Genomic DNA, 20,340 nt, shown 5'->3' on the forward strand with positions numbered 1-20,340 from the left:
TCGGGAAACCGGGGGCCTGAGCTTTTCTGGCTTTGTGTCCGGTCCGGCTAGGTCCCGACCGGCTCGGCCAGCCGCACCAGTCGGGTGGTGGAACTCTCGTCGAGTTCCACCACGTCCGCGCGGGAGCGCAGAAAGTCGCTGAACGAGCGGTATCCCAGCGACTTCTCGCTGAACGACGGATCCATCCGTTTCATCTGGGCTTTCACCGCGGAGTTGTGCAGCCACTCGACGTCGTCCTTTTCCAAACCGATCCGCAGCGCGCGGGTCAGCAGCCCGGTGGCCGCGGCCTGCGGGTCCGGTGTCTCGGCCTCGTCGGCGGTTTTCGACTTTCCCGCTCTCCCGGATCGTCGTCGCGGCGCCGGTGTGGAATCCACCGCTGCCGGTGCGGGCGGCGCCGGTATTCCGGGCAGCGCGTCGTAGGTGACGAACTCGTCGCACGCCGCGGCCAGCATTCGGCTCGACGATCCGGCCATACCGATGCCGACCACGTAGCGGCCGAGTCGCTTGCACCGCTGAGCCAGCGCGATGTAGTCGGAGTCGCCGGCCACGATGACGACATGGGTCAGGTCGGGCAGCCGGAACATATCCTCGACGGCGTCGACCGCGAGGCGGATGTCCGCGCCGTTCTTTCCGTAGGCCGCCGCCGGGAACAACTGCACCAGGTCGACCGCACGGCCCACCAGTTGTCCGCGGTAGTGGGCGTTGATATCGGCCGACCAGTCCGCATAGGCGCGGGTGAGCACCAGTGTGCCGAAGGACGAGGCGAAGTCGATGATGGCACCCACGTCGACGGTGGCGCGGGCCAGTCGGTCCGGTCCATCCTCGGGCGGCTTGGCCTTGTCCTTTTGAAACGAATTGCGCCCGTGTACCTGGTCGTACCGCGAGATGACGATGTTGTCGAAGTCGAGATACACCGCGACGCGGGCATCGCCGGAATCGGTCATGACGTTCAGTGTTGCCGACGCGTCGGCCGGCCGGCCGGGTTGGGGTGAATTACCGGTCTGGGCGCGCCGTCTCCGCCGATCGCGCACCATGGGAACAGTGAGTAGAGCCGGCGCGGGCGCAGAGCCTGCCAGACACACGGTGCTGGCCGACACCGACAGCAGTGCGTATCACTCGTTGAGACAGCGGCCGGTGACGCGGGCCGAGCGGTATGCGCTGGGCAAGAGCCTGCGCAAACGGGTGCCACGGCGGTCGCTGGCTGATTGGTCGCCGCCGCCCGACCGACCGGACCCGGTGCACCTCATCGAGGTCAGCCACCAGGGCAGGCTGGACCGTCTCGTCCCGGTCCGGGTGGGACGAATGATCGCATCCCCGTACGGATTCTTGCGCGGTACGGCCGTCGTGATGGCCGACGATGTGGCCCGGCTGCCCGCCACCGGCATCAGCCCGGTGGTGTGTGGCGACTCGCATCTGGGCAATTTCGGCTTCTACGCATCGCCGGAACGTGACCTGGTGATCGATCTCAACGACTTCGACGAGGCCCATCCAGGATGCTGGGAATGGGATCTGCGCCGCCTCGTCGCCAGCATCTGGGTGGCGGGGCGGCACAACGGCGCGGATGAGGACGACTGCGGGTCGGCGGTGCGCTCCTGCGTCACGGCCTACCGCTCGGAGTTGCGCAGGCTGGCCGATCAACCGCTGTTCTCCCGCTCCTTCACCCGGCTCGATGTCGACCGGCTCGAAGGCGAGGCCGAAGGACCACTGGCCGACGAGGTGCGACGCTCGGCACGGCGGGCACGCAACCGCACCAGTGATCGCGCTCTGCCGCGATTCACCCAGGAGGTCGGCGGGGTGCGCAGGATCGTCGAGGAGCCACCCCTGATCACCAGGTTGGGGCAGCGGGAAGCCGACGCGCTGGCGCGGGCGCTCGACGACTATCTGCCCACGCTGGCCACCCACTGGCGTCGGGTGCTCGGCGGCTACACCCTGGTCGATGTCGCGCACAAGGTGGTCGGGGTGGGCAGTGTCGGTCTGCGCGCGTATGTCGCTCTGCTGGAAGGGTCCTCGCCGGAAGATGTCGTGTTTCTCCAACTCAAGCAGGCGCGGCGCTCGGTCCTGGCACGTCACGTTCACGGCGAGTCGGCGTGGCATGCCCATCAGGGGCAACGCGTGGTGGAGTATCAGCAGGCGCTGCAAACGGTGAGCGATCCGCTGTTGGGGTGGACCACCATGGACGGCCTGCAGTACTACGTCCGACAGTTTCGCAACATGAAGGGCACCATCCCGCTGGACGCGATCGATCCCGCGGCGCTCGTCGATTACACCGGTGTCGTCGGGCAGTTGCTGGCCAAGGGCCACGCCAGGACCAGCGGAGCGTCCATGATCGCCGGCTACCTGGGTCGCTCGGAGCGGGTGGACGACGCGATGTGCGCCTTCGCCCGCCGCTACGCCGATCAGACCGAAGCCGACCACGCCACCCTGGTGGCAGCCGTCGAAGCCGGACGGATCCCGGTCGAGCGGGGCGCCTAGTCCCTGCGAGCGGTCACCGCGCGGAGGTCTCGGCCAGTTTCACCGCGGCGAAGTCCGCGGCCTGCAACACCAGACCGTCGGCGATGTAGCGGGCATGTGCACCGATGTCGTTGCCGGGCGAGCAGACGAAGTCGTTGGGCACACACAACTCGATCGTCTTGGGCTGATACAGCGTCCCGATCGTCACGGGTGGCTGATTGATCACGTCCATGAACCGGGGTGACGGGGTGCCCAGCAGCGTCACGGCCGCGACGTGGTCGGCGATGTCGGCCGGCATCGGCTGCGGCACCTCGGAGGCCGAAACCCCGTCTGGAATCAATTCCGTTGTCACGAAACCCATCACGGCCGCGCCCTGCGAGTAGCCACCGAGCACCAGCTTGGTGTCGGGGCACGTCATCGCCATCTCCTGCACCCGCGTGCTGGCGTCGGTGATGCCCTCGACCGCGGTGGGAAAATCAGGACTCGCCGGATAGTCGACGGCGTACACCCCGACCGTCTTGTCGCCGACCTTGTCCTGCAGATCGTCGACGAAGGCCTGACCCATGGCGCCCAACCCGGGGGCCTCGGTGGTGCCGCGGGCGAAGATCACCTCGACGTCCGGACATCCGGGACCGGCCGGAGCCGCGGCGACTGCTGCAGGCACACCGGGTCCGGGCGGTGCGGGCCCGGGCGCCGGACCCGCACCGACAGGCCCGGGTGACGCAGGTGGCGAAGGCGGCGGCAGATCGGGCTGCGCAATCGCCTGCGGCGCAACAAGAAACACGAAAATCGAGCAAACACCGGTGGCGACGGCGGAGCGTCGCAAACCGATTAGATGATCTGACAACCCCACGGTTCGATGTTCGCACAAATGGCAGGGGAGGGCACGTTCAGCGCGGGCCGGCGTGCGCACGGGGTCGCCGAGCGCCAGTCGACTGCGTCAGTCGACGGTTCAGTCGACAGGGTTGGTGCGGGGCACGATGAGTGGATCGGCCGGGGTGAACGGAAACCGGGGCAGATCGTCGATATGGGTGTCGAACGCGGCCGACAGGACTTCGCGCGAGTAGGCGCTCGCTGACGCGCGGTAGCCGATGTCGGCGGGGAAGGGCTGATCGAAGAAGATAAGGAAGTGCCACTCGTCGGTGCCGATGTTCTCGATGTGGTGCGGATAGGCGCGCGGGATGAAATACATGTCGCCGGTGCTCATCGTCCAAGTGTCAAGTGTGCCATCAGGATTCATCACCGTCATCCGGGCGTCGCCGTGCTGCACATAGCCCATCTCCGCGGTGACGGGATGCCAATGGGGTTCGCGCATACCTTCTTCGGCGACCCGAAGCGAGTACATCGAGATGTCCTTGAGCACCGGCCAGAACTGGTCACGCGCGAATCGGGCGTTGCCGCTGACGTAGTTGAGTCCGGGGGCCTGCGCCTCGATGTCGAATTTGTGCGGGTTGCCGAAGTACGCCACGGCCGGGATGTCCGGCGCGCCGGTGCGCGCCGCGAGCTTGTGATCGGTGGTGTCGCGACGGATCTCGGCGAAATCGGAAGCAGGCAGGTCGTAGGTGTTGCCGAGCACCGCGTCGGAGAATGCCCCCAGCGTCGCGCCCAGGCCGAAGTCCTCGGGGCGCTCACTGCGGAAGGCGATGATGAACTCGGCGACATCCTCGCCGATGTTCTCGATGTGGTGCAGCGAGCCGGATGCGGCATGGAACATTTGCCCCGCGGTGACGATGAACGAGGAGAAGCTGCTGTGGTCGTCGAGGACCGAGACCAACGCGGTGCCCGACGCGCAGTAGGTGAGTTCGTTGGCGTTGGCGTGCCAGTGCGGGGTACGCATCGCGCCCGGGTTGAGCAGCAGCCGTTTGATGGAGAGGCCTTTGAGGATGGGCAGATTGTCGGCGGTGACGCGGCGTATCGAGCCGAGGTCTGATTCCTCGACGATCTCCCCGTCGCGCAACGAGGCGGTGTGGCTGCTGCGCACAGTGGACGTGGTCACGATGGTGTCTCCCTCGGCTCGAGAATCTGCTGCAGGTGACTCTGCTCTACCGGCGCGGTGCTGTCATTGCGGTTGACGGGTTCATCGCACTACCTGCTGGCGGTAAGGCACGTGACGTCGAGGTGAGCTTCGACTCCCCGGGATCGGTGTCGTTGCGGTTTGCCTCCGGTCAGACCCGCGGCGTGAGGCAGAATTGCATCGGTGACGAACCCGCCGCACCGCCCCGGACCGCCCGGCCGGCGCGGCCGCGACGATCCCGCGACCCGACGGCTGCCGCGCGCGCAGGGGCCCGACGCTCGCACCGAGCGCATTCGCGCGCGACCACCGGACGCAGTTCCCACCGAGCAGTTCCGTCCGCCGCATCCTCCACCACCGCCGCGCTCTGGCCCTCCACCACCGCCGCCGCGCGTGCGCCCCGAGAACGCCGCTGTGCCGCGGGACCTCCGGGGCCGACGCCGCGGCGTCTTGGCGAACCGGCAGATGATCGTGCTGCTCGCCGTCATCGCGGTGGCAGTGCTCGCCGGTGGGTTCGCCGGTGCCGAGTTGTACGCACGTCACCGCGCGGACGCGGTCCTGGTCGATATCGCCGAGTGCATCGTGCAGGACGGCGCGACGATCTCCTACGGGGTCGACCCGCCGTTCCTGTGGCAGCACCTCACCGGCCACTACACGAACATCTCGGTGCGCACCGCGGGAGACCGGGTACAGGCCGCGGAGGGTATGACCGCTGACGTCACGCTGCGAGACGTGCGGCTGCAGGGCACTGCGACGTCGAAGGGCACCATCGGATCGCTGACCGCGACGCTGACCTGGACCGCCGACGGCATCAAGGACACGGTCGCGGCCAACCTGCCCGGCATCGGCAGCCTGGTCACCGGTGTCAGCGCCGATGCCGCCGCGGGAACCATCGTCCTGGATGCCGGCGGTTCCAGCGTCACCGCCAAACCCGTTGTCGCCGGCGGCGATTTGAACCTTGAGGTGCTCGAGGTCAACGGACCCCTCCCGAAGGTCGCCGTGCAGGACGCTTTGGATGACCTGACGCAGCGGCTCAACGACAATTACCCGCTGGGCATCGAGGCTGACAGCGTCGAGGTGACCGATGGCGCGGTGGTCGGGACGTTCTCCAGCCGGGACGCCTCGATTCCGCGTGAGGACGCCAATGTCTGCTTCGCGCGGCTCTGAGCCGACAATTCGTCACACCCGTTGCTGCACATGTTCGGCGACCCACTGGGCCGCCAGTTTGACCAGCCCGGACTGTGGATAGCGCACGTGAGCGGTGAAGTCCTCGCCGCGGGAGCACACCGGGTCGCCGGTGTTGCACAGGTCGGCGGTGCGCGCGCCGAAGTCCGGGCTGAGGATGGTCAGCGGCCGGCCCAGCCGTGTCGAGGGGTTGCCGAACACCGCGATGGCTGCGACACGCGGGATGACCGTCGCCGGCAGCGGTGCGGTATAGCCCAGGCCGGCGATGGGTGCGGTGGCGACGACGTCGATGACGGCGGCACCCTGCGAGTAGCCGCCCAGCACGATCTTGCTGTCCGGGCACGTCGCGGCGACGGCCTGCACTCGTCTGCTGGCGTCATTGGCGCCGGTGGCGACCTGCAGGAAGTCCCAGGATGCGGGATATCTGACGGCGTAGGCGCCGATGGTCTGGTCCCGCACCATCGGTCGGAGCGTGTCGACCAGTGCCTTACCCACGACGCCGAGCCCGGGCGGCTCGTCGGTGCCCCGGGCGAACACCACCTCGATGTCGTGGCAGTCGGCGGCCGCGGCGGTCGGTGCCCCGAGAACCGTCAGGGTCGCGCACGTGGCGACCACGGCGGCTGTCGCGACGCGCCCGCAGGCGCGCCGAACTGTGGTGTCGACACTCACAGGGCCTCTCCTTGACCTGGGGATGATCGAGTATGACCGCAGACGAATACCCATCCGTCACAATTTTCACTCAAGTAACGGGGCCGCTCAGCCGGCGTCGCAGCTACCGGCGCATGGCTCAGTCCTGGATCGCCTTGGCGATCGCGACATACCGGGTCAACCTGTCTGCGGACAGCTGATTGCCGGACAACAGTTCTCGCGTCGCGGCGAACATCACGCGGATCAGGGTCGCGGCCCGGGCGCGGTCTTCGTCCAGACCTGTCGCGTCGACCAGCATCCAGAAGCGGCGTCGGATTCCCTCGCGGACCTCCGGGACGATCTCAGTCCAGCGGTGCCACAACATGGGGGCCAACTCGAAAGATGGATCACCGTTCAATGGCTGCGGCGAGATGGCCGCCCATGCTCCGCGGTCGGTGGCGAGCACGTTGCCGTAATGCAGATCGCCGTGCAACACCGCGCCCGGCCGCCGCCCCGGCTCGGCGGCCAGTTCGCGACCCAGGCCTGCGGCCTGCTCGGCGAGCCGGTGCGGGATCGGTGCGCTGCGCGGGAGCCGGTCGAGCTCGTCGGTCCACTGGGCCACCTGATCGATCAGCGACGGCAGCTGCGGCATCGCGGGGACGTGCAGTCGGGTGTGCAGTTCGGCGACGATTGCGCAGGCGTCGGTGTCGGACAACGCGGCCAGCGTCGGTGCCCGTAAACGTTCGAGCAGCACCGTTCGGGTGGGCGGATCGGCGCGCAGCAGACGCGCCGCCCCGTTGCCGGCCCAGCGCCGCAGCACGAGATGCTCGTGCTCCCCGGGGGTGTCGAGCCGGCCGACCTTCAGTATCGCCGCCATGTTCTGCTCGGTGAGCACCGGAATCACCAGAGAGTGACCACCCACCCGGACCGGTCCGTCGGTGCGAAGCTGCCACCGCTGCAGATGACCGCGCAGTACGCCGTCGAGGTCAGGGTGTGGCTCAATCATCGAATCCGTTGCGCGCCGATCATGTCGCCGATCGTTGATTCGTCTGCTGCTCGGCAGCATGGTCCTCGATCGCCTTGCCGATCGCATGCGCGGCCTGGTCGACGAATGTGCGGCCGCTCCCGGTCACCCAGTTCCGGGAGGCCACGGGTCCACGAAGCTGCCCGGTGAAATGCGGAATCACGTACTGCGCGAACAGTTCGTAGCTGCGAGATTTCGCCGCGGGCGCAGCCCAGTCGTGGTCGAAGAGCAGGAACGCGCCGAATCCTCCGTTGCTGGCATCGACCAGTTCCTCGATCTTGGCGATGGCGTCCTCGGGGGTGCCGATCACGGCGAACCCGGTCGCGTGATTGTTCGCGATGATCTCTGCCGGGGTGTCGCCCTGCACGGGACCGGCGGGCAGGATGTGTGAGAAGTATCGGGAGAACTCCGCTATCCCGTATTCCACCTCACGTTCGGCCTGTTCGCGGGTCTCGGCCAAGTGCATCGGCCCCACCAGCCGCCACTTCGACCGGTCAGCCACGTGTCCATGGTGGTGGGCCACCTCCTCCCAGGTATTCCAGTGTTGGGCAAGCAGATCCATGCCCTGCCTGGCGGTGGCGGCTATCGAGAGCATCCCGATCCCGTGCCGTCCCGCGCCGCGCGGACCGGTAGGGGAGAACGACGCCGCGACCGCGATGTCGAAACACGGTTGGCTGTACGGGCTGAGCTGAAGGCGCGCATCCCGCAGCGTGAACCCGTCGGTGTGCATGGTGACGGTCTCGCCGCGCAGCAGACGCACGATCGCGTCCAGGCACTGCTCCATGCGCGGCCGCTGTTCGTCGGCGGGGATTCCCAGCATGTGTGCGTCCGAAGTGAGCTGTCCCGGGCCGCAACCCAGCATCACGCGCCCCCTGGTGAGGTGGTCGAGCAGCACCATGCGGTCCGCGAGCATCAGCGGATTGTGATACGGCAGCGAACTGACCCCGGTGCCGAGCTTGATGTGCTTGGTGCGTTCGGCTGCGACACCGATGAAGACCTCGGGAGAGGCGATGATCTCGAACCCGGCCGAGTGGTGTTCACCCACCCACGCTTCGTGGAAACCCAGCCGGTCCATCGCCACGATCAGATCGAGGTCGCGTTCGAGCGCCAGAGTGGGGTTCTGTCCGACGGGGTGAAACGGGGCCATGAAGTTTCCGAAGCGCATCTACCCATTCTGTCCGGCCGCGCGTCCCGCAGCGGGAGTTTCCGCGTGAGATCGCCCGACGAGCGGGTACCTGCGTGGTCAGCCCGCACCGTCGGGAAAGGGGGGAAATGTCCGACGTCACCGCGGAGGCATCCGCCGCGCCGACACGCTTGGCGCGCAGGATCACCGGTCCGCTGCTGTTTTTGTTCATCCTCGGCGACGTGCTCGGCGCGGGCGTCTACGCGCTGATGGGAGAGTTGTCCGCCGAGGTGGGCGGGGTGCTGTGGGCTCCGCTGGTGGTGGCGATGCTGCTGGCGCTGCTCACCGCCGGTTCGTATGCGGAACTGGTGACGAAGTATCCGCGTGCCGGTGGGGCGGCGGTCTTCGCCGAACGCGCCTTCGGCAAGCCGCTGATCGCCTTCCTGGTGGGCTTCAGCATGCTGGCGGCGGGTGTCACCAGCGCCGCAGGTCTGGCGCTGGCCTTCTCCGGTGACTATCTCGCCACGTTCGTCGACATCCCGGCACAGGTGGCAGCACCGATCTTCCTGGTCCTCATTGCCTGCCTCAACGCGCGAGGCATCAGCGAATCGCTCAAGGCGAACGTCGTGATGACGTCGATCGAGCTGACCGGTCTGGTCATCGTCATCGCGGTGGTGGCGATGATGATGGGGCGCGGCGACGGCGACCTGTCCCGGGTCGGGGAGTTTCCCGATGCCACCGCCCCGGGCCTGGCCGTCCTCGGCGGCGCCATCCTGGCCTACTACTCGTTCGTCGGGTTCGAGACCTCCGCCAACGTCGTGGAGGAAATCAGAGATCCGAGCCGGGTGTATCCGCGGGCATTGTTCGCCGCGCTGCTCACCGCGGGTGTGGTGTACGCGCTGGTCGGCCTTGCCAGTGCCATCGCGCTGCCCCCCGAAGAACTCGCGGAGTCCTCAGGTCCGCTGCTCGACGTGGTGGCCGCCTCGGGGGTGGCCATCCCCGACTGGTCTTTCAGCCTCATCGCTCTGGTCGCCGTCGCCAACGGGGCGTTGTTGACGATGATCATGTCGAGCCGGCTGACCTACGGGATGGCCGAGCAGGGTCTGTTGCCGGACGTGCTCGCCCGCGTGCTGCCGAACCGGCGCACGCCATGGGTCGCCATCGTGGTGACGACGGTGGCGGCGATGCTGCTCACGCTGACCGGTGACCTGTCCACGCTCGCCGAGACCGTGGTGTTGCTGTTGCTGTTCGTGTTCCTGTCGGCCAACATTTCGGTTCTGGTGCTGCGGCGCGACCGTGTCGACCATGACCACTTCCGGGTCTGGACCCTTGTACCCGTCCTCGGCGTCGCCTCGTGCGTGCTGTTGATGACCCAGCAGAGCGCCCAGGTGTGGCTGCTGGCCGCTGCCCTGCTGACAGTCGGAGTGGTGCTCTACGTTGTTGAGAGAAGATTGGTCGTCGAGAGAAGATTTGGTCGTTAAAACCGCCGCGTTGACCCCGCCCCCGGACACATGACCGCTGCGCGGCCATCGCGCCGGTCCGGTACGGCCCGGTCCGGTATGTGGTGCCCGGGTGCTCAGCGCTTGGTTGCCGTCACCAGCAGGTACTCCGCGTCGTAGACGGCGCGACCCGGCTGATCGGATCGGTTCCACTCCTGCAGGAAGGTCAGGAAATCGCGGTCCAGAGCCGCAACCCGCTCGGGATTGTCGGCGTTGAACCGGTACACCGCGATGGTCGGCCCGTAGTGAGACTTCCAGTACTCACGAAAGTCCAGCGGTGTCGGACACCGTTGCATCCGGACCGTCTCGCGCTGCAGCGTGAGGTCGGTGACCCTGTCCCCGAACAGTTCCCGCACGTGGTCGACGTTGCCCCACAGCGGCGCCGGGCTGCTGCCGGGCGGCGGTGGCGCGGCGTACGGTTTCATGGTCGCGAAGAGGTTGCCGATGAAACCCTCGGGCGTCCAGTTGATCAAACCGATGGTGCCGCCCGGCCGCGTCACCCGGATGAGTTCGTCTGCGGTCGCCTGGTGGTGTGGCGCGAACATCGCACCCACACAAGACATCACGACGTCGAAGTCGTCGGCCGCGAACGGCATCGCTTCGGCGTCGGCCTGCACCCACTCGAGTTCGACTCCGCGTTGCGCGGCGACTGCCCGGCCGGCCTCGAACAGTTCCGGGGTCAAGTCGGCGGCCACGACCGAGGCTCCCCGCGCCGCAGCCGGGATGGCCGCGTTCCCCGAGCCTGCGGCGACATCCAACACCCGCTGGCCCGCGCGGATCCCACAGGCGTCGACCAGACGCGGCCCCAGCGCCGCGATGAGTTCCGCGGCCACCGCGGGATAGTCGCCGGAGGCCCACAGGGCTCGGTGTTTGGTCTTGAGTTCGCCATCGGCGTCCCGGTCGCCGACGACGCCGATATCTGTCGTGTGCATTCTCGTTCCTCGCATCTCCTCGATGGCGGTGCCACGATCGCACCGGCCGGTTGTTCGAACCGTCCCATCCGGGGTTGCCGCGCCACATCGGGGATGACTACCTATCTTTCTATCTTTGTCCCCATTGACCGGCGTCCCATTGACCGGCGTCCCATTGACCGGCGTCCCATCGACCGGTGCCGGCAGCGACTCAGCGCAGAATGCCGACCTCCCGGGCCCGCCGCACCGCGTCGCGGCGCCTGGTCACCTCGAGCTTGGTGAGTATCGCCGACACGTGATGATCGACCGTCTTGACCGACAGGAACAACCGTTGGGCCAGTTCGGCATTCGTCAGGCCCGCCCCGAGCAGGTGCAACACCTCCACCTGGCGTGCGGTCAGCCCGGCCGGGTTCGACAGCGTGGACGCGCGCCGGGGACGGGGCACCGCGATCGCGCCTCCCGCGCGCAGGTCGGCGCGCACCTTGGCCGCCACTGCCTCGGCGCCCAGACGGTCGAGGCTGTCGAGGGCGTCTCGCACGGCCGCCGGCTCCGCAGACTCGACCAGCGCGAGCGCCGCCTCGTAGGGCATCAAGAGCCGGCGAAACGACGCCGCGGCGGCGTGGTGGTCCCCGGCTGCCACAAGCGCGTACGGCTCGGCAAGATCCGTCGCGCAGTCAGCCGGGTAATCCGCCGCGCAGCCGACCGTGCGGTGAGCGGGGGGATCCTTGACGGCGATGCGGCGCAACCACATTCCCAACTCACCGCGTGACCATTGCAGACCGGTCTGCGGCGCGTCCCGCAACAACGACCGGCATTGCGGCAGCCGCGGGTCGTCGACTCCGGTGAGCCATACTCGTTCGGCGATCGCCGATGCCACCGGCAACACCCGCACCAGTTCGCCGAACCGGCAGGCCAGCTGCCAGGCCTCATCGATGCCACCGTCGTCGTCACCGTTGCGCCGTAGTGCCACCAGACCGCGGATCAGCAGCGGCCAGGTCCGGGCCAACGGGGCGCTGGGGCTGCCCAGCACGGCGTCGGCGTCAGCCGTTGCAGCCTCCCAGTCTCCGACGAGCAGATTGAGCCGGCTGCGCGACCCGAGTTGTACCATGCGGCAGATCGGCAGATCGTGCTCGATCATCAACGGGATGCTGGCATCCAGCAGTGCGGCTGCCGCGCGGAGACGTCGCTGTTCGACGTCAAAATACGTCAGATTGGTATAACCCCCCGAATACGTCTCATCGATATGCCTTGGGCCCGCAGATAGTTCAGACAACAGCTGGTCACGCGCACCGCTCCTGCCGGTCAGAATGTCGCAGTAGTACCCGATCAGGCGAACGCGCACCGAGAGTCCGGGATCGGCCGCCGCACCGGCGATTTCACCTGCCCGGTGCAGCGCCGCGGCAGCCTCGGCGACCTGGCTGGACTGGACCGCCAGGAAAGCTTTCATCGAGAAACTGTGCCCGAGCTGGCGCGCCCGGGCCGGATCATTCTGGGCGCCGGCGTCATCGAGTGCCGCGATCGCGGCGGCCACATGCGCGTCGGCGGCGGCCCGATTGCCGCTGTACCACTCGTAGACCGCCAGTGAATGATGATTGGCGCTGACGGCGACGGGTGCGCGCAGCTGCCGGCGGATCCGCATCGCGCGACGGCACGCGCCGATCGCGTCGTCGAGACGATCGGTCAGATAGTACTCGTCGGCCAACTGTTCCAGCAGCTCTGCCTCGGCGTCCTCGCCGAGCAGACCACCTCGCTCCAGTGCGATCTGGAAGAAATCGCACGCCTGGGTGTGGGCGCCCGACCGTGCCGCGGTCCGGCCCGCCTCGGCGGCGGCGACCGTGATCAACGCGCGGTCCCCGGCGCCGAGCGCGTGATGGGTCAGCACAGCGGGGTCCTCGTCGCCGGCGTCGCGGTGAGCGCGCAGCAGCCGGCGATGCAGTGCCGGTTCGGCGCCGGGCGCGATGACCCCGGCGATCGCATTCCGGCACAGGTCGTGGCGGAACGCGACCCCACGCGAGTCGCGACGGATCAGCTTGGCCCGGTGCAGACGCTCCAGCACGGGCACCGACACCCCGAGCGCGGCCAGCAGATGATCGCCGAGGGCACCCGGTGCGCAGGTCAACAAGCTCAGCAGCTCCCAGGCCGCGGGATCCAGATCGGCGGTGCGGGACAGGATCGCGTCGCGCACGGTCGCCGGCAGGTCCGTGCCGTCGTGGTCGAGCATCTCGCACACGAAGAACGCATTACCCCCGGTGAGCCGGTGCAGCCGAGCGGCGTCGACGTCGCGGTCACCGGCCAGCGCCTCGATCGCCGCCACGCTCAGCGGCGCGACGGTCAACGTCCGCCCGTGCGGCGAACGGGCGACGTCGCCGAGCAGGCCGCGCAACGGATGGGTGACGCTGAGCTCGTCATCGCGCAGCATGCCGATGGTGAGCAGGTGCGACTGCGCAGCGCGGCGCAGCAGAAACCGCAACAGGTCGACGGTGCCCTGATCGGCCCACTGCAGGTCGTCGAGAATCAGCACCGAAGGCTGCCCGCGCAGGTCGTCGAACACCGCCGCGTAGATGTCGTACGGCTGAGCGCCGCTGCTGAGGTAGTGCCGGGTGTGAGCATTGAAACTGGACGCGAGGTCGTGCAGCGGGCCCAACGGCCTCGGGGTGGACAGCGGATCGCAGGCCCCCCACAGCACGCGGGTGTCCGCTGCCAGCCCGGCGACGAATGCCTCGACGAACGCCGTCTTACCCGCGCCGGACTCACCGCGCACCAGCACCCCGGCGCCACACCCGGCGCGTGCAGCCACCGCTCGGGCCGCAAGCTGCTCGAACTCCTGCGCGCGCTCGGTGAGCGTCACCCACCGATGTTATCCCAGCGAGGCCGCAGACCTGCTGTTCTGTATGCGCGCCGGTGACAAGTGGAATAATGCGGCCATGCCGCGCGCCGTCAGCTCGTCCGACCTCGAATCAGGCGAGTCGCGACGGACCGGTGGCGATCTGCGTGCCGGCAGCTTCCGGTTCTGGTTCCTCGGGCAGCGCTGGGAATGGTCCGACGAGGTGACCCGCATGCACGGCTACGAACCGGGTGCCGTCACCCCCACCACCGAACTGCTGCTGGCGCACAAGCATCCCGATGACCGTCGCCACGTCCAGGAGCTGCTCGATCAGGCCCTGCACGCCGGTGGTGCCTTCTCCAGCAGACACCGCTTCATCGACACCCAGGGCCGAGAGCACACCGTTTTGGTGCTGGCCGACCGGATGATCGATGACGAGGGAGCTGTGGTCGGTACCGAGGGCCATTACGTGGATCTCACCGAGACACTCGATCAGGCCCGCCGAGACGTCCTCGACACTTCGCTGCCGGACCTGTTCGCCACGCGCGCGGCCATCGAACAAGCGAAGGGCGCCTTGATGCTGGTGTACCGGGTTGACGCCGAGCAGGCCTTCGAGCTGCTGCAGTGGCGCTCACAACAGACCAACGTCAAACTGCGGTCGCTGGCCGCCCAGATCGTCGCCGAGTTTCCCCAGGTGCAGCTGGCCCAGGACGATCTGCGCAGGCAGTTCGACCACCTCCTGCTGACCGTGCACCAGCGCGTCGGGTGACGGTCACCGCCGGCGTGAGACCCTTGGACATCATGCAGGACGTGCACGACCGTGCGGTGGTGCTGCACGTGCGGGGCGAAGTGGATTCCGGCAGTGTCGGACAACTCGCCGAAGCCCTGCGGACCGCGGTGGCCGCGGCGGCCGCGCATTCGGTCCAGATGCTGATCGTCGCACTTGACGATGTGACCTACTTCGGCAGCGCCGGCCTGAACGCCCTGCTGGACTGCGCCGAGAGCGGCCGCGTCGACGGTGTCGCGGTGCGCGTGGTGGCCGGTAATGCCGAGGTGATCCGTCCCATCCAGGTCACCAAGTTGGACAAGGTCCTGCGTCCGCACCGCACGGTGGCCGACGCCCTGGCATCGACCGAAGGTCTGTGATGAGCGGCGCCGACAACGAAGCTTCTTCGCCTGCAGCCGTTTTCGCCGACGGTGGTGAGGTCGGCCGCGACCACGCCAAGGTGGACTGGGCGAGCACGCCGCTGGGGCCGCCGAACCGGTGGCCACAAAGCCTGTTGACGGCGGTCAGCATCCTGCTGACGTCACGGTTCCCGATGTGGATGGCATGGGGGCCGGATCTGACTTTCTTCTGTAACGACGCGTATCGGCGGGACACGCTGGGACGGAAATACCCCTGGGCCCTGGGCCTGCCGGCACGCGAGGTGTGGGCCGAGATATGGGACGACATCGGGCCCCGGATCGAGCGGGTGTTGTCCACCGGCGAGGCGACGTGGGACACGGCGTTGCTGCTGTTCCTGCGCCGCGCCGGATACACCGAGGAGACCTACCACACGTTCTCCTACAGTCCGCTGCGAGACGACGGCGGCCGTGTGGTCGGCATGCTGTGCGTGGTCAGCGAGGACACGCTGCAGGTCATCGGGGAGCGGCGGATGGCGACGCTGCGGGATCTCGGATCCGATCCCAGCCTGGTGCGCGCCGAGGACGACATCCTGCGCTTCGCCGATCAGCAACTGGCCCAGAACCTGCGTGATCTACCCTTCACCCTGACCTACCTCTTCGACGAGGACGGGTCGGCGCGACTGGCGGGCACGAGCGGCATCACGGCCGGCCATCCGGCCGTTCCGGACCGGCTGGATCCCGACGGCGACGGCCTCTGGCCGGTCGCGGAGCCGGCACGCGGCGAATCAGTGCTGGTCGACCTGGACAGTGACAGCTATCCGGCCTTGCCGACCGGGGACTGGCGCGACCCACCGGTGCACGCTCTGGTGGTCCCGTTGCTGCAGCAGGGTGGGTCACCGAGCGGGTTCCTGGTCGCCGCGCTCAACCGCTACCGGTTGCTCGACGACAGCTACCGCGGCTTCGTCACCCTGGTGGCGGGGCACATCGCCGCGGGCATCGGGCTGGCCCGGAGCTATCGCGCCCAGCAGCGCAGAGCCGAGGAGCTCGCCGAGCTCGACCGTGCCAAGACCACCTTCTTCTCCAACATCAGCCACGAGTTCCGGACCCCACTGACGCTGATCCTGGACCCGGTCGCCGAACTGCGCCGGGACGAGGGTGTCGACGAGAGTACACGTCAGGAACTGGACGTGGTGTGGCGCAACGGGTTACGTCTCACCAAGCTGGTCAACACGCTGCTGGACTTCTCTCGGATCGAAGCCGGCCGCACGCAGGCCCGTTATCAGCCGGTCGATCTCGCGGCACTGACCGCCGAACTGGCCAGTGTGTTCCGGTCCGCCATCGAACGCGCCGGCCTGGTTCTCGACGTCGACTGTGCACCGCTCGGCGAAGCGGTCTTCCTCGATCGGGACATGTGGGAGAAGGTCATCTTCAACCTGCTGTCGAACGCGCTGAAATTCACCTTCGACGGCACGGTGTCGGTGCGGGTGCGCCGAGAGGGCCACCACGCCGTCGTCACAGTGGTCGACACCGGAACCGGCGTCCCGGCCGACGAGATGCCCCGGCTGTTCGAACGTTTCCACCGGATCGAGAACGCCAGGGCACGGTCCAACGAGGGCAGCGGTATCGGGTTGGCTCTGGTCAAGGAACTGATCAGCCTGCACGGCGGTTCGATCGACGCCGTCAGCGCCGAAGGTCGGGGGACCGCCTTCACGATCCGGCTGCCGTTCGGCACTGCGCATCTGCCTGAGGATGCGATCGCGCCGGCGGGTGGCCACCGCGGCGGGGTCGGCGGCGCCGACGCCTACGTCGAGGAGGCGTTGCGGTGGATACCGGTCGACATGGACGGATCTGTGCCTGAATCCGATGACACCTCAACGGATCTGACCTTGCATGCGGCGGGTGCGACTCAGCCCACCCGGGTGTTGATCGCCGACGACAACGCCGATATGCGCGAGTATCTGACCCGGCTGTTGCGTTCCGACGGCTATCGAGTGGACGCTGTCGTCGACGGTATGGCGGCCCTGGAGGCGGTTCGCGCCGGTGCGCCCGACATCGTGATCAGCGACGTCATGATGCCGCGTCTGGACGGCCTCGGGCTGGTGGCGGAGTTGCGCGCCGACCGCCGCACCTCCGCGGTTCCGGTGCTGCTGTTGTCCGCGCGGGCCGGCCAGGAAGCCTCGATCAGTGGCCTGCGGGCCGGCGCCGACGACTACCTCGTCAAACCGTTCGCCGCCGCCGAACTGCTGGCACGGGTGCGGGCGAACGTCGAACTCGCGCGGTTGCGGGAACATCACGCCCGATGGCGCTCGGCCTTGATCGACTCCCTTCAGGAGGCGTTTTTCATCTGCGATGACGAGGGCGCCGTCGTCGAGATCAACCCGGCGTTCACCGACATCCTGGGCTTCGACGCGACCGGGCTGCCGTACCGGCCCGATCACCCGTGGTGGCCGTCGGTGGACACCGATCCCGAGGCGTACCGGCGGGGCCGGGAGGCGTTCACCAGCCTGCTGTCGGAGCCGCACGGCACTCTCAGTTCGGTGCCGGTGACCCATCGGGACGGGCATCAGCTGTGGGTGGCGATGACCTTCACCCGCGCCGAGGACCCCGACACCGGTCGTGACGTCGTGGTCGGTACGCTGCGCGACGTCAGCGCCGAGCACTACGTGGTGCAGCGGGAGACCGCGTTGGCCGCACTGAACGAAAAGCTCTCCCAGGCAGACACTCTCGACGACGCGGTGGCCGCGGCAGCCGAGGAGTTCGCCCGCGTGTGGGCGGCTCACCGGGTCATCGCCGTCACGTGGCCCGGCGGTGACGAGCCGGCGGTGCGCGGTGCGGACCCGGATGTGGTGTGCATCGGAGAGCCCGCCGGCTGGAACGATCTGTCGCCGCGCACCCGCGACGGGATCACCGCGTTGCGCAACGACGAGTTCCTCGATCCGGACACGTCCACGGCCGGGGCGGCCGGGGTGGCCCTGCAGCATCCGCGCGGTGTGCTCGTGATGTACATCGAACTGTCCGAGCAGCGCCGCTTCACCGCCGACGATCACACCCTGCTCACGGTGCTCGCCGGCCGCCTCGGTCAGGGTCTGCAGCGGGTCCACCAGATCGACCAACAGCGCGAGACCGCGCTCGCGCTGCAGCACGCCATCCTCGGACCGTCACTGTCGAGCGGTTTCGCCGTGCGATATCAGCCGGCCACCAGTCCGCTGCAGGTGGGCGGAGACTGGTACGACGTGGTGAACCTCGACGACGGACGGATAGGGCTGATCGTCGGTGACTGTGTCGGACACGGCCTGGCGGCGGCAACGATCATGGGACAGCTCCGCAGTGCCTGTCGCGCGTTGCTGCTGGAGCACCCCAGCCCGGCGGCCGCGCTCTCGGCGCTGGACCGCTTCGCCGCGCGGCTGCCCGGCGCGCGGTGTACGACCGCGTTCTGCGCGGTGCTCGACCCGCAGACGGGCGCGCTGGTCTATTCGTGCGCCGGTCACCCACCCCCGATCCTGGTTTCCGCGGACAAGTCGACCCGACTATTGGAAGGCGCGCGGGCGACACCGCTGGGGCTCAAGACCCCGCCGCACCGCACCGAAGCGCGGGAGACGATGCCGCCGCGGGCCACGTTACTGCTGTACACCGACGGGCTGGTCGAACGGCGCCGGGAATCGATCGACGACGGTATCGCCAGGGCCACCGACGTCGTTCAGGCCAATCGGGCCACCGCGCTCGACGAGCTGGCGAACGCGATCATGGCCAAGCTCGCCCCGACCGACGGCTATCACGACGACGTCGCACTGCTGCTCTACCGTCAGCCCGCCCCGCTGGATCTCGAACTGGCCGCCGACGTCGCAGAGTTGGCGGCCAGTCGCACCGCGCTGCGTGACTGGCTGACCAGGGTGGGCGTGCCGCAGGAACAGGCGTTGGATGTGCTGATCGCCGTGGGGGAGGCGCTGGCCAACGCCATCGAACACGGTCACCGTGAGCGTCCGGACGGGCGGGTGCGGTTATCTGCGATCGCGACACCCGATGGCGTGCACCTCAGCATCGTCGACACCGGCACCTGGAAGCCGCCTACGGCCGTGCCTGCCGTGCATCGCGGGAGGGGCATCGCACTCATGCACGCGTTGATGCAGGATGTGACCATCGATTCCGAGACCAACGGCACCACGGTCCGAATGAACACGAGGATCGCGTGATGGCGACACCGCTGCAGCTGCACACCGACCGTGACGACGACGGTTCGGTGGTGCTGAGGGCTGTCGGCGAACTGGATCTCAGCAACGTCGCTCAGTTCGCCGGCCTCATCGAGGACGCGGTCGCGGCGGGCACTGACGACGGGGCGCGCCTACAGGTCGACCTCAGCGGCATCGAGTATCTCGACAGCGGCGCGATCAACGTTCTCTTCGACCACGCCGAGTCGATCGATCTCGTCGTCAACCCGATTCTGCTGCCGGTTCTGACGGTCTGCGGCCTGACCAAGGTCACCACGGTCAAGCCCGCCGGCGGGTAGGCCCACACTAGCCGGACTGTTCTCGTTTCCGGCGGGCGCGCCGCTTGCCCTCGTGCATGGCCGCCACCCGCGCCACCGGGATGGTCCGACCCTGCGCGATCAGCTCGTCGGGCAGCTGTTGCGGGGCCGGCATCGCCTCGGCCCACGGGTCGCGTCCGTCCAACCGGTCCAGGGCCGTGTGGATCGTGAAATCCGAGGGATGCACCTGGTCGAGATCGCCCCATGCCACCGGAAACGACACCGGCGTACCCGGACGCAGGCGGGGGCTGTAGGCCGCGGCCACGGTCGCCCCGCCGGCGCGGGTGGCGTCGACGAACACTTTGCCCTCGCGATCGGAGACGATGAACGCGGTCGTGGCGATGGTGGGGTCGAGCGCCGCGGCGCGAGCTGCCAGCGCACGGGTGGCGGCCGCGACGTCGTCGACCGCCGCTGCGCCGTCGTCCGTGGGTACGTAGTCGATGGGTAAGTCGATGGGCAGGTCGATAGGTACGTCGATGGGTACGAAAATGTGCAGGCCACGGGAGCCGCTGGTCTTGACCGCCCCGGACAACCCGCTGTCGGCCAGGACCAGCCGCACCAGGTGCGCGACAGCCACCACGGCGGCGAAGTCGGCATCATCGGGCGGGTCCAGGTCGAGGATCAGATGCGTCGGGCGATAGATGTCGTCGGCCAGAGCGAGGGCTGGGTGATACTCGATGGCCCGCTGATTGGCCAGCCACAGCAGGGTGCGACGGTCGTCGCACAGCGCGTAGTGGATTTCCCGCTGCGAGGCTTCTGCCCAGATGGGGACGGTCCGCACCCAGTCGGGGGTGTACTTGGGCACGTTCTTCTGCATGAACGGTTCTCGCCCCCGCAACGCCCGCAACACGGTCAGCGGTCGACCGGACAGCACCGGGAGTATCCGGTCGGCGACGGCGTCCAGGTAGTCGACGAGGTCTCGCTTGGTCGCCGCGGCGTCGTCGGTCAAGGGATGATCGAGGTTGGTCAGCTCGACGCCGTGGCGCTGCTCACCCCTGCCCATCGGACCAGCCTAAGCGCGCATCCGTCGGAGCAGCC

At 68.2% G+C, this 20,340-nt stretch carries 16 protein-coding genes; 7 read left to right on the plus strand and 9 right to left on the minus strand.

The window, feature by feature from the left end:
- Positions 1–47: 47 nt before the first annotated feature.
- Positions 48–944, minus strand: coding sequence for an NYN domain-containing protein (locus ACNUDN_RS09205; protein WP_419121655.1), 897 nt, complete (start codon positions 942–944; stop codon positions 48–50).
- An 88-nt stretch (positions 945–1,032) separates the two neighbouring features.
- Between ACNUDN_RS09205 and ACNUDN_RS09210 the strand changes: the two genes are divergently transcribed.
- Positions 1,033–2,472, plus strand: a complete 1,440-nt coding sequence (locus ACNUDN_RS09210; RefSeq protein WP_419125083.1) for a DUF2252 domain-containing protein — start codon at positions 1,033–1,035, stop codon at positions 2,470–2,472.
- 13 nt (positions 2,473–2,485) lie between these two features.
- Here the strand turns inward: ACNUDN_RS09210 and ACNUDN_RS09215 are convergent, their stop codons facing one another.
- A complete protein-coding gene (locus ACNUDN_RS09215; RefSeq protein ID WP_419125084.1) occupies positions 2,486–3,196 on the minus strand; it encodes a cutinase family protein in 711 nt (236 codons plus the stop codon).
- 207 nt (positions 3,197–3,403) lie between these two features.
- Positions 3,404–4,447, minus strand: coding sequence for a cupin domain-containing protein (locus ACNUDN_RS09220; protein ID WP_419121656.1), 1,044 nt, complete (start codon positions 4,445–4,447; stop codon positions 3,404–3,406).
- Between the two features lie 201 nt (positions 4,448–4,648).
- Here ACNUDN_RS09220 and ACNUDN_RS09225 point away from each other — a divergent pair, with 201 nt between their 5' ends.
- A complete protein-coding gene (locus ACNUDN_RS09225; RefSeq protein WP_419121657.1) occupies positions 4,649–5,629 on the plus strand; it encodes an LmeA family phospholipid-binding protein in 981 nt (326 codons plus the stop codon).
- 12 nt (positions 5,630–5,641) lie between these two features.
- Here the strand turns inward: ACNUDN_RS09225 and ACNUDN_RS09230 are convergent, their stop codons facing one another.
- The 3 genes from ACNUDN_RS09230 to ACNUDN_RS09240 form a co-directional block, all read right to left on the minus strand.
- Positions 5,642–6,316: a cutinase family protein gene (locus ACNUDN_RS09230; protein ID WP_419121658.1), complete on the minus strand. Its 675-nt coding sequence runs from the start codon at positions 6,314–6,316 to the stop codon at positions 5,642–5,644.
- Positions 6,317–6,434: 118 nt separating this feature from the next.
- Positions 6,435–7,280, minus strand: a complete 846-nt coding sequence (locus tag ACNUDN_RS09235) for an aminoglycoside phosphotransferase family protein (RefSeq protein ID WP_419121659.1) — start codon at positions 7,278–7,280, stop codon at positions 6,435–6,437.
- A gap of 19 nt (positions 7,281–7,299) precedes the next feature.
- Positions 7,300–8,463 carry an LLM class flavin-dependent oxidoreductase gene (locus tag ACNUDN_RS09240; protein ID WP_419121660.1) on the minus strand — a complete coding sequence of 388 codons (1,164 nt, stop codon included), beginning with the start codon at positions 8,461–8,463 and terminating at the stop codon, positions 7,300–7,302.
- Between the two features lie 107 nt (positions 8,464–8,570).
- On the opposite strand from ACNUDN_RS09240, the gene ACNUDN_RS09245 reads away from it, so the two are divergent.
- Positions 8,571–9,902 (plus strand): APC family permease, encoded by a 1,332-nt coding sequence (locus ACNUDN_RS09245; protein WP_419121661.1) that lies wholly within the window; start codon positions 8,571–8,573, stop codon positions 9,900–9,902.
- A 95-nt stretch (positions 9,903–9,997) separates the two neighbouring features.
- Here the strand turns inward: ACNUDN_RS09245 and ACNUDN_RS09250 are convergent, their stop codons facing one another.
- Positions 9,998–10,852, minus strand: coding sequence for a class I SAM-dependent methyltransferase (locus tag ACNUDN_RS09250; protein ID WP_419121662.1), 855 nt, complete (start codon positions 10,850–10,852; stop codon positions 9,998–10,000).
- A 190-nt stretch (positions 10,853–11,042) separates the two neighbouring features.
- Positions 11,043–13,679 carry an ATP-binding protein gene (locus tag ACNUDN_RS09255; protein ID WP_419121663.1) on the minus strand — a complete coding sequence of 879 codons (2,637 nt, stop codon included), beginning with the start codon at positions 13,677–13,679 and terminating at the stop codon, positions 11,043–11,045.
- A gap of 76 nt (positions 13,680–13,755) precedes the next feature.
- On the opposite strand from ACNUDN_RS09255, the gene ACNUDN_RS09260 reads away from it, so the two are divergent.
- Genes ACNUDN_RS09260 through ACNUDN_RS09275 form a run of 4 tightly spaced genes read left to right on the plus strand, consistent with a single transcriptional unit; the run spans position 13,756 to position 19,284 of the window.
- Entirely contained in the window at positions 13,756–14,424 is a 669-nt protein-coding gene (locus ACNUDN_RS09260) for a PAS and ANTAR domain-containing protein (protein WP_419121664.1), read from the plus strand.
- 32 nt (positions 14,425–14,456) lie between these two features.
- Complete coding sequence (locus tag ACNUDN_RS09265; protein WP_431959735.1) at positions 14,457–14,801, plus strand: STAS domain-containing protein; 345 nt, start codon at positions 14,457–14,459, stop codon at positions 14,799–14,801.
- Positions 14,801–18,970: a SpoIIE family protein phosphatase gene (locus ACNUDN_RS09270; RefSeq protein ID WP_419121666.1), complete on the plus strand. Its 4,170-nt coding sequence runs from the start codon at positions 14,801–14,803 to the stop codon at positions 18,968–18,970. Before ACNUDN_RS09265 ends, ACNUDN_RS09270 begins: the two co-directional genes overlap by 1 nt.
- Positions 18,970–19,284, plus strand: a complete 315-nt coding sequence (locus ACNUDN_RS09275) for an STAS domain-containing protein (RefSeq protein ID WP_419121667.1) — start codon at positions 18,970–18,972, stop codon at positions 19,282–19,284. The genes ACNUDN_RS09270 and ACNUDN_RS09275 overlap by 1 nt, the downstream gene beginning before the upstream one ends.
- 7 nt (positions 19,285–19,291) lie before the next feature.
- On the opposite strand, the gene ACNUDN_RS09280 is transcribed toward ACNUDN_RS09275, so the two are convergent.
- Complete coding sequence (locus ACNUDN_RS09280; protein WP_419121668.1) at positions 19,292–20,305, minus strand: DNA polymerase domain-containing protein; 1,014 nt, start codon at positions 20,303–20,305, stop codon at positions 19,292–19,294.
- Between the last annotated feature and the right edge of the window lie 35 nt (positions 20,306–20,340).

This window comes from Mycobacterium sp. smrl_JER01, assembly GCF_048513595.2.
In the GTDB taxonomy this organism is placed as follows: Bacteria; Actinomycetota; Actinomycetes; order Mycobacteriales; family Mycobacteriaceae; genus Mycobacterium.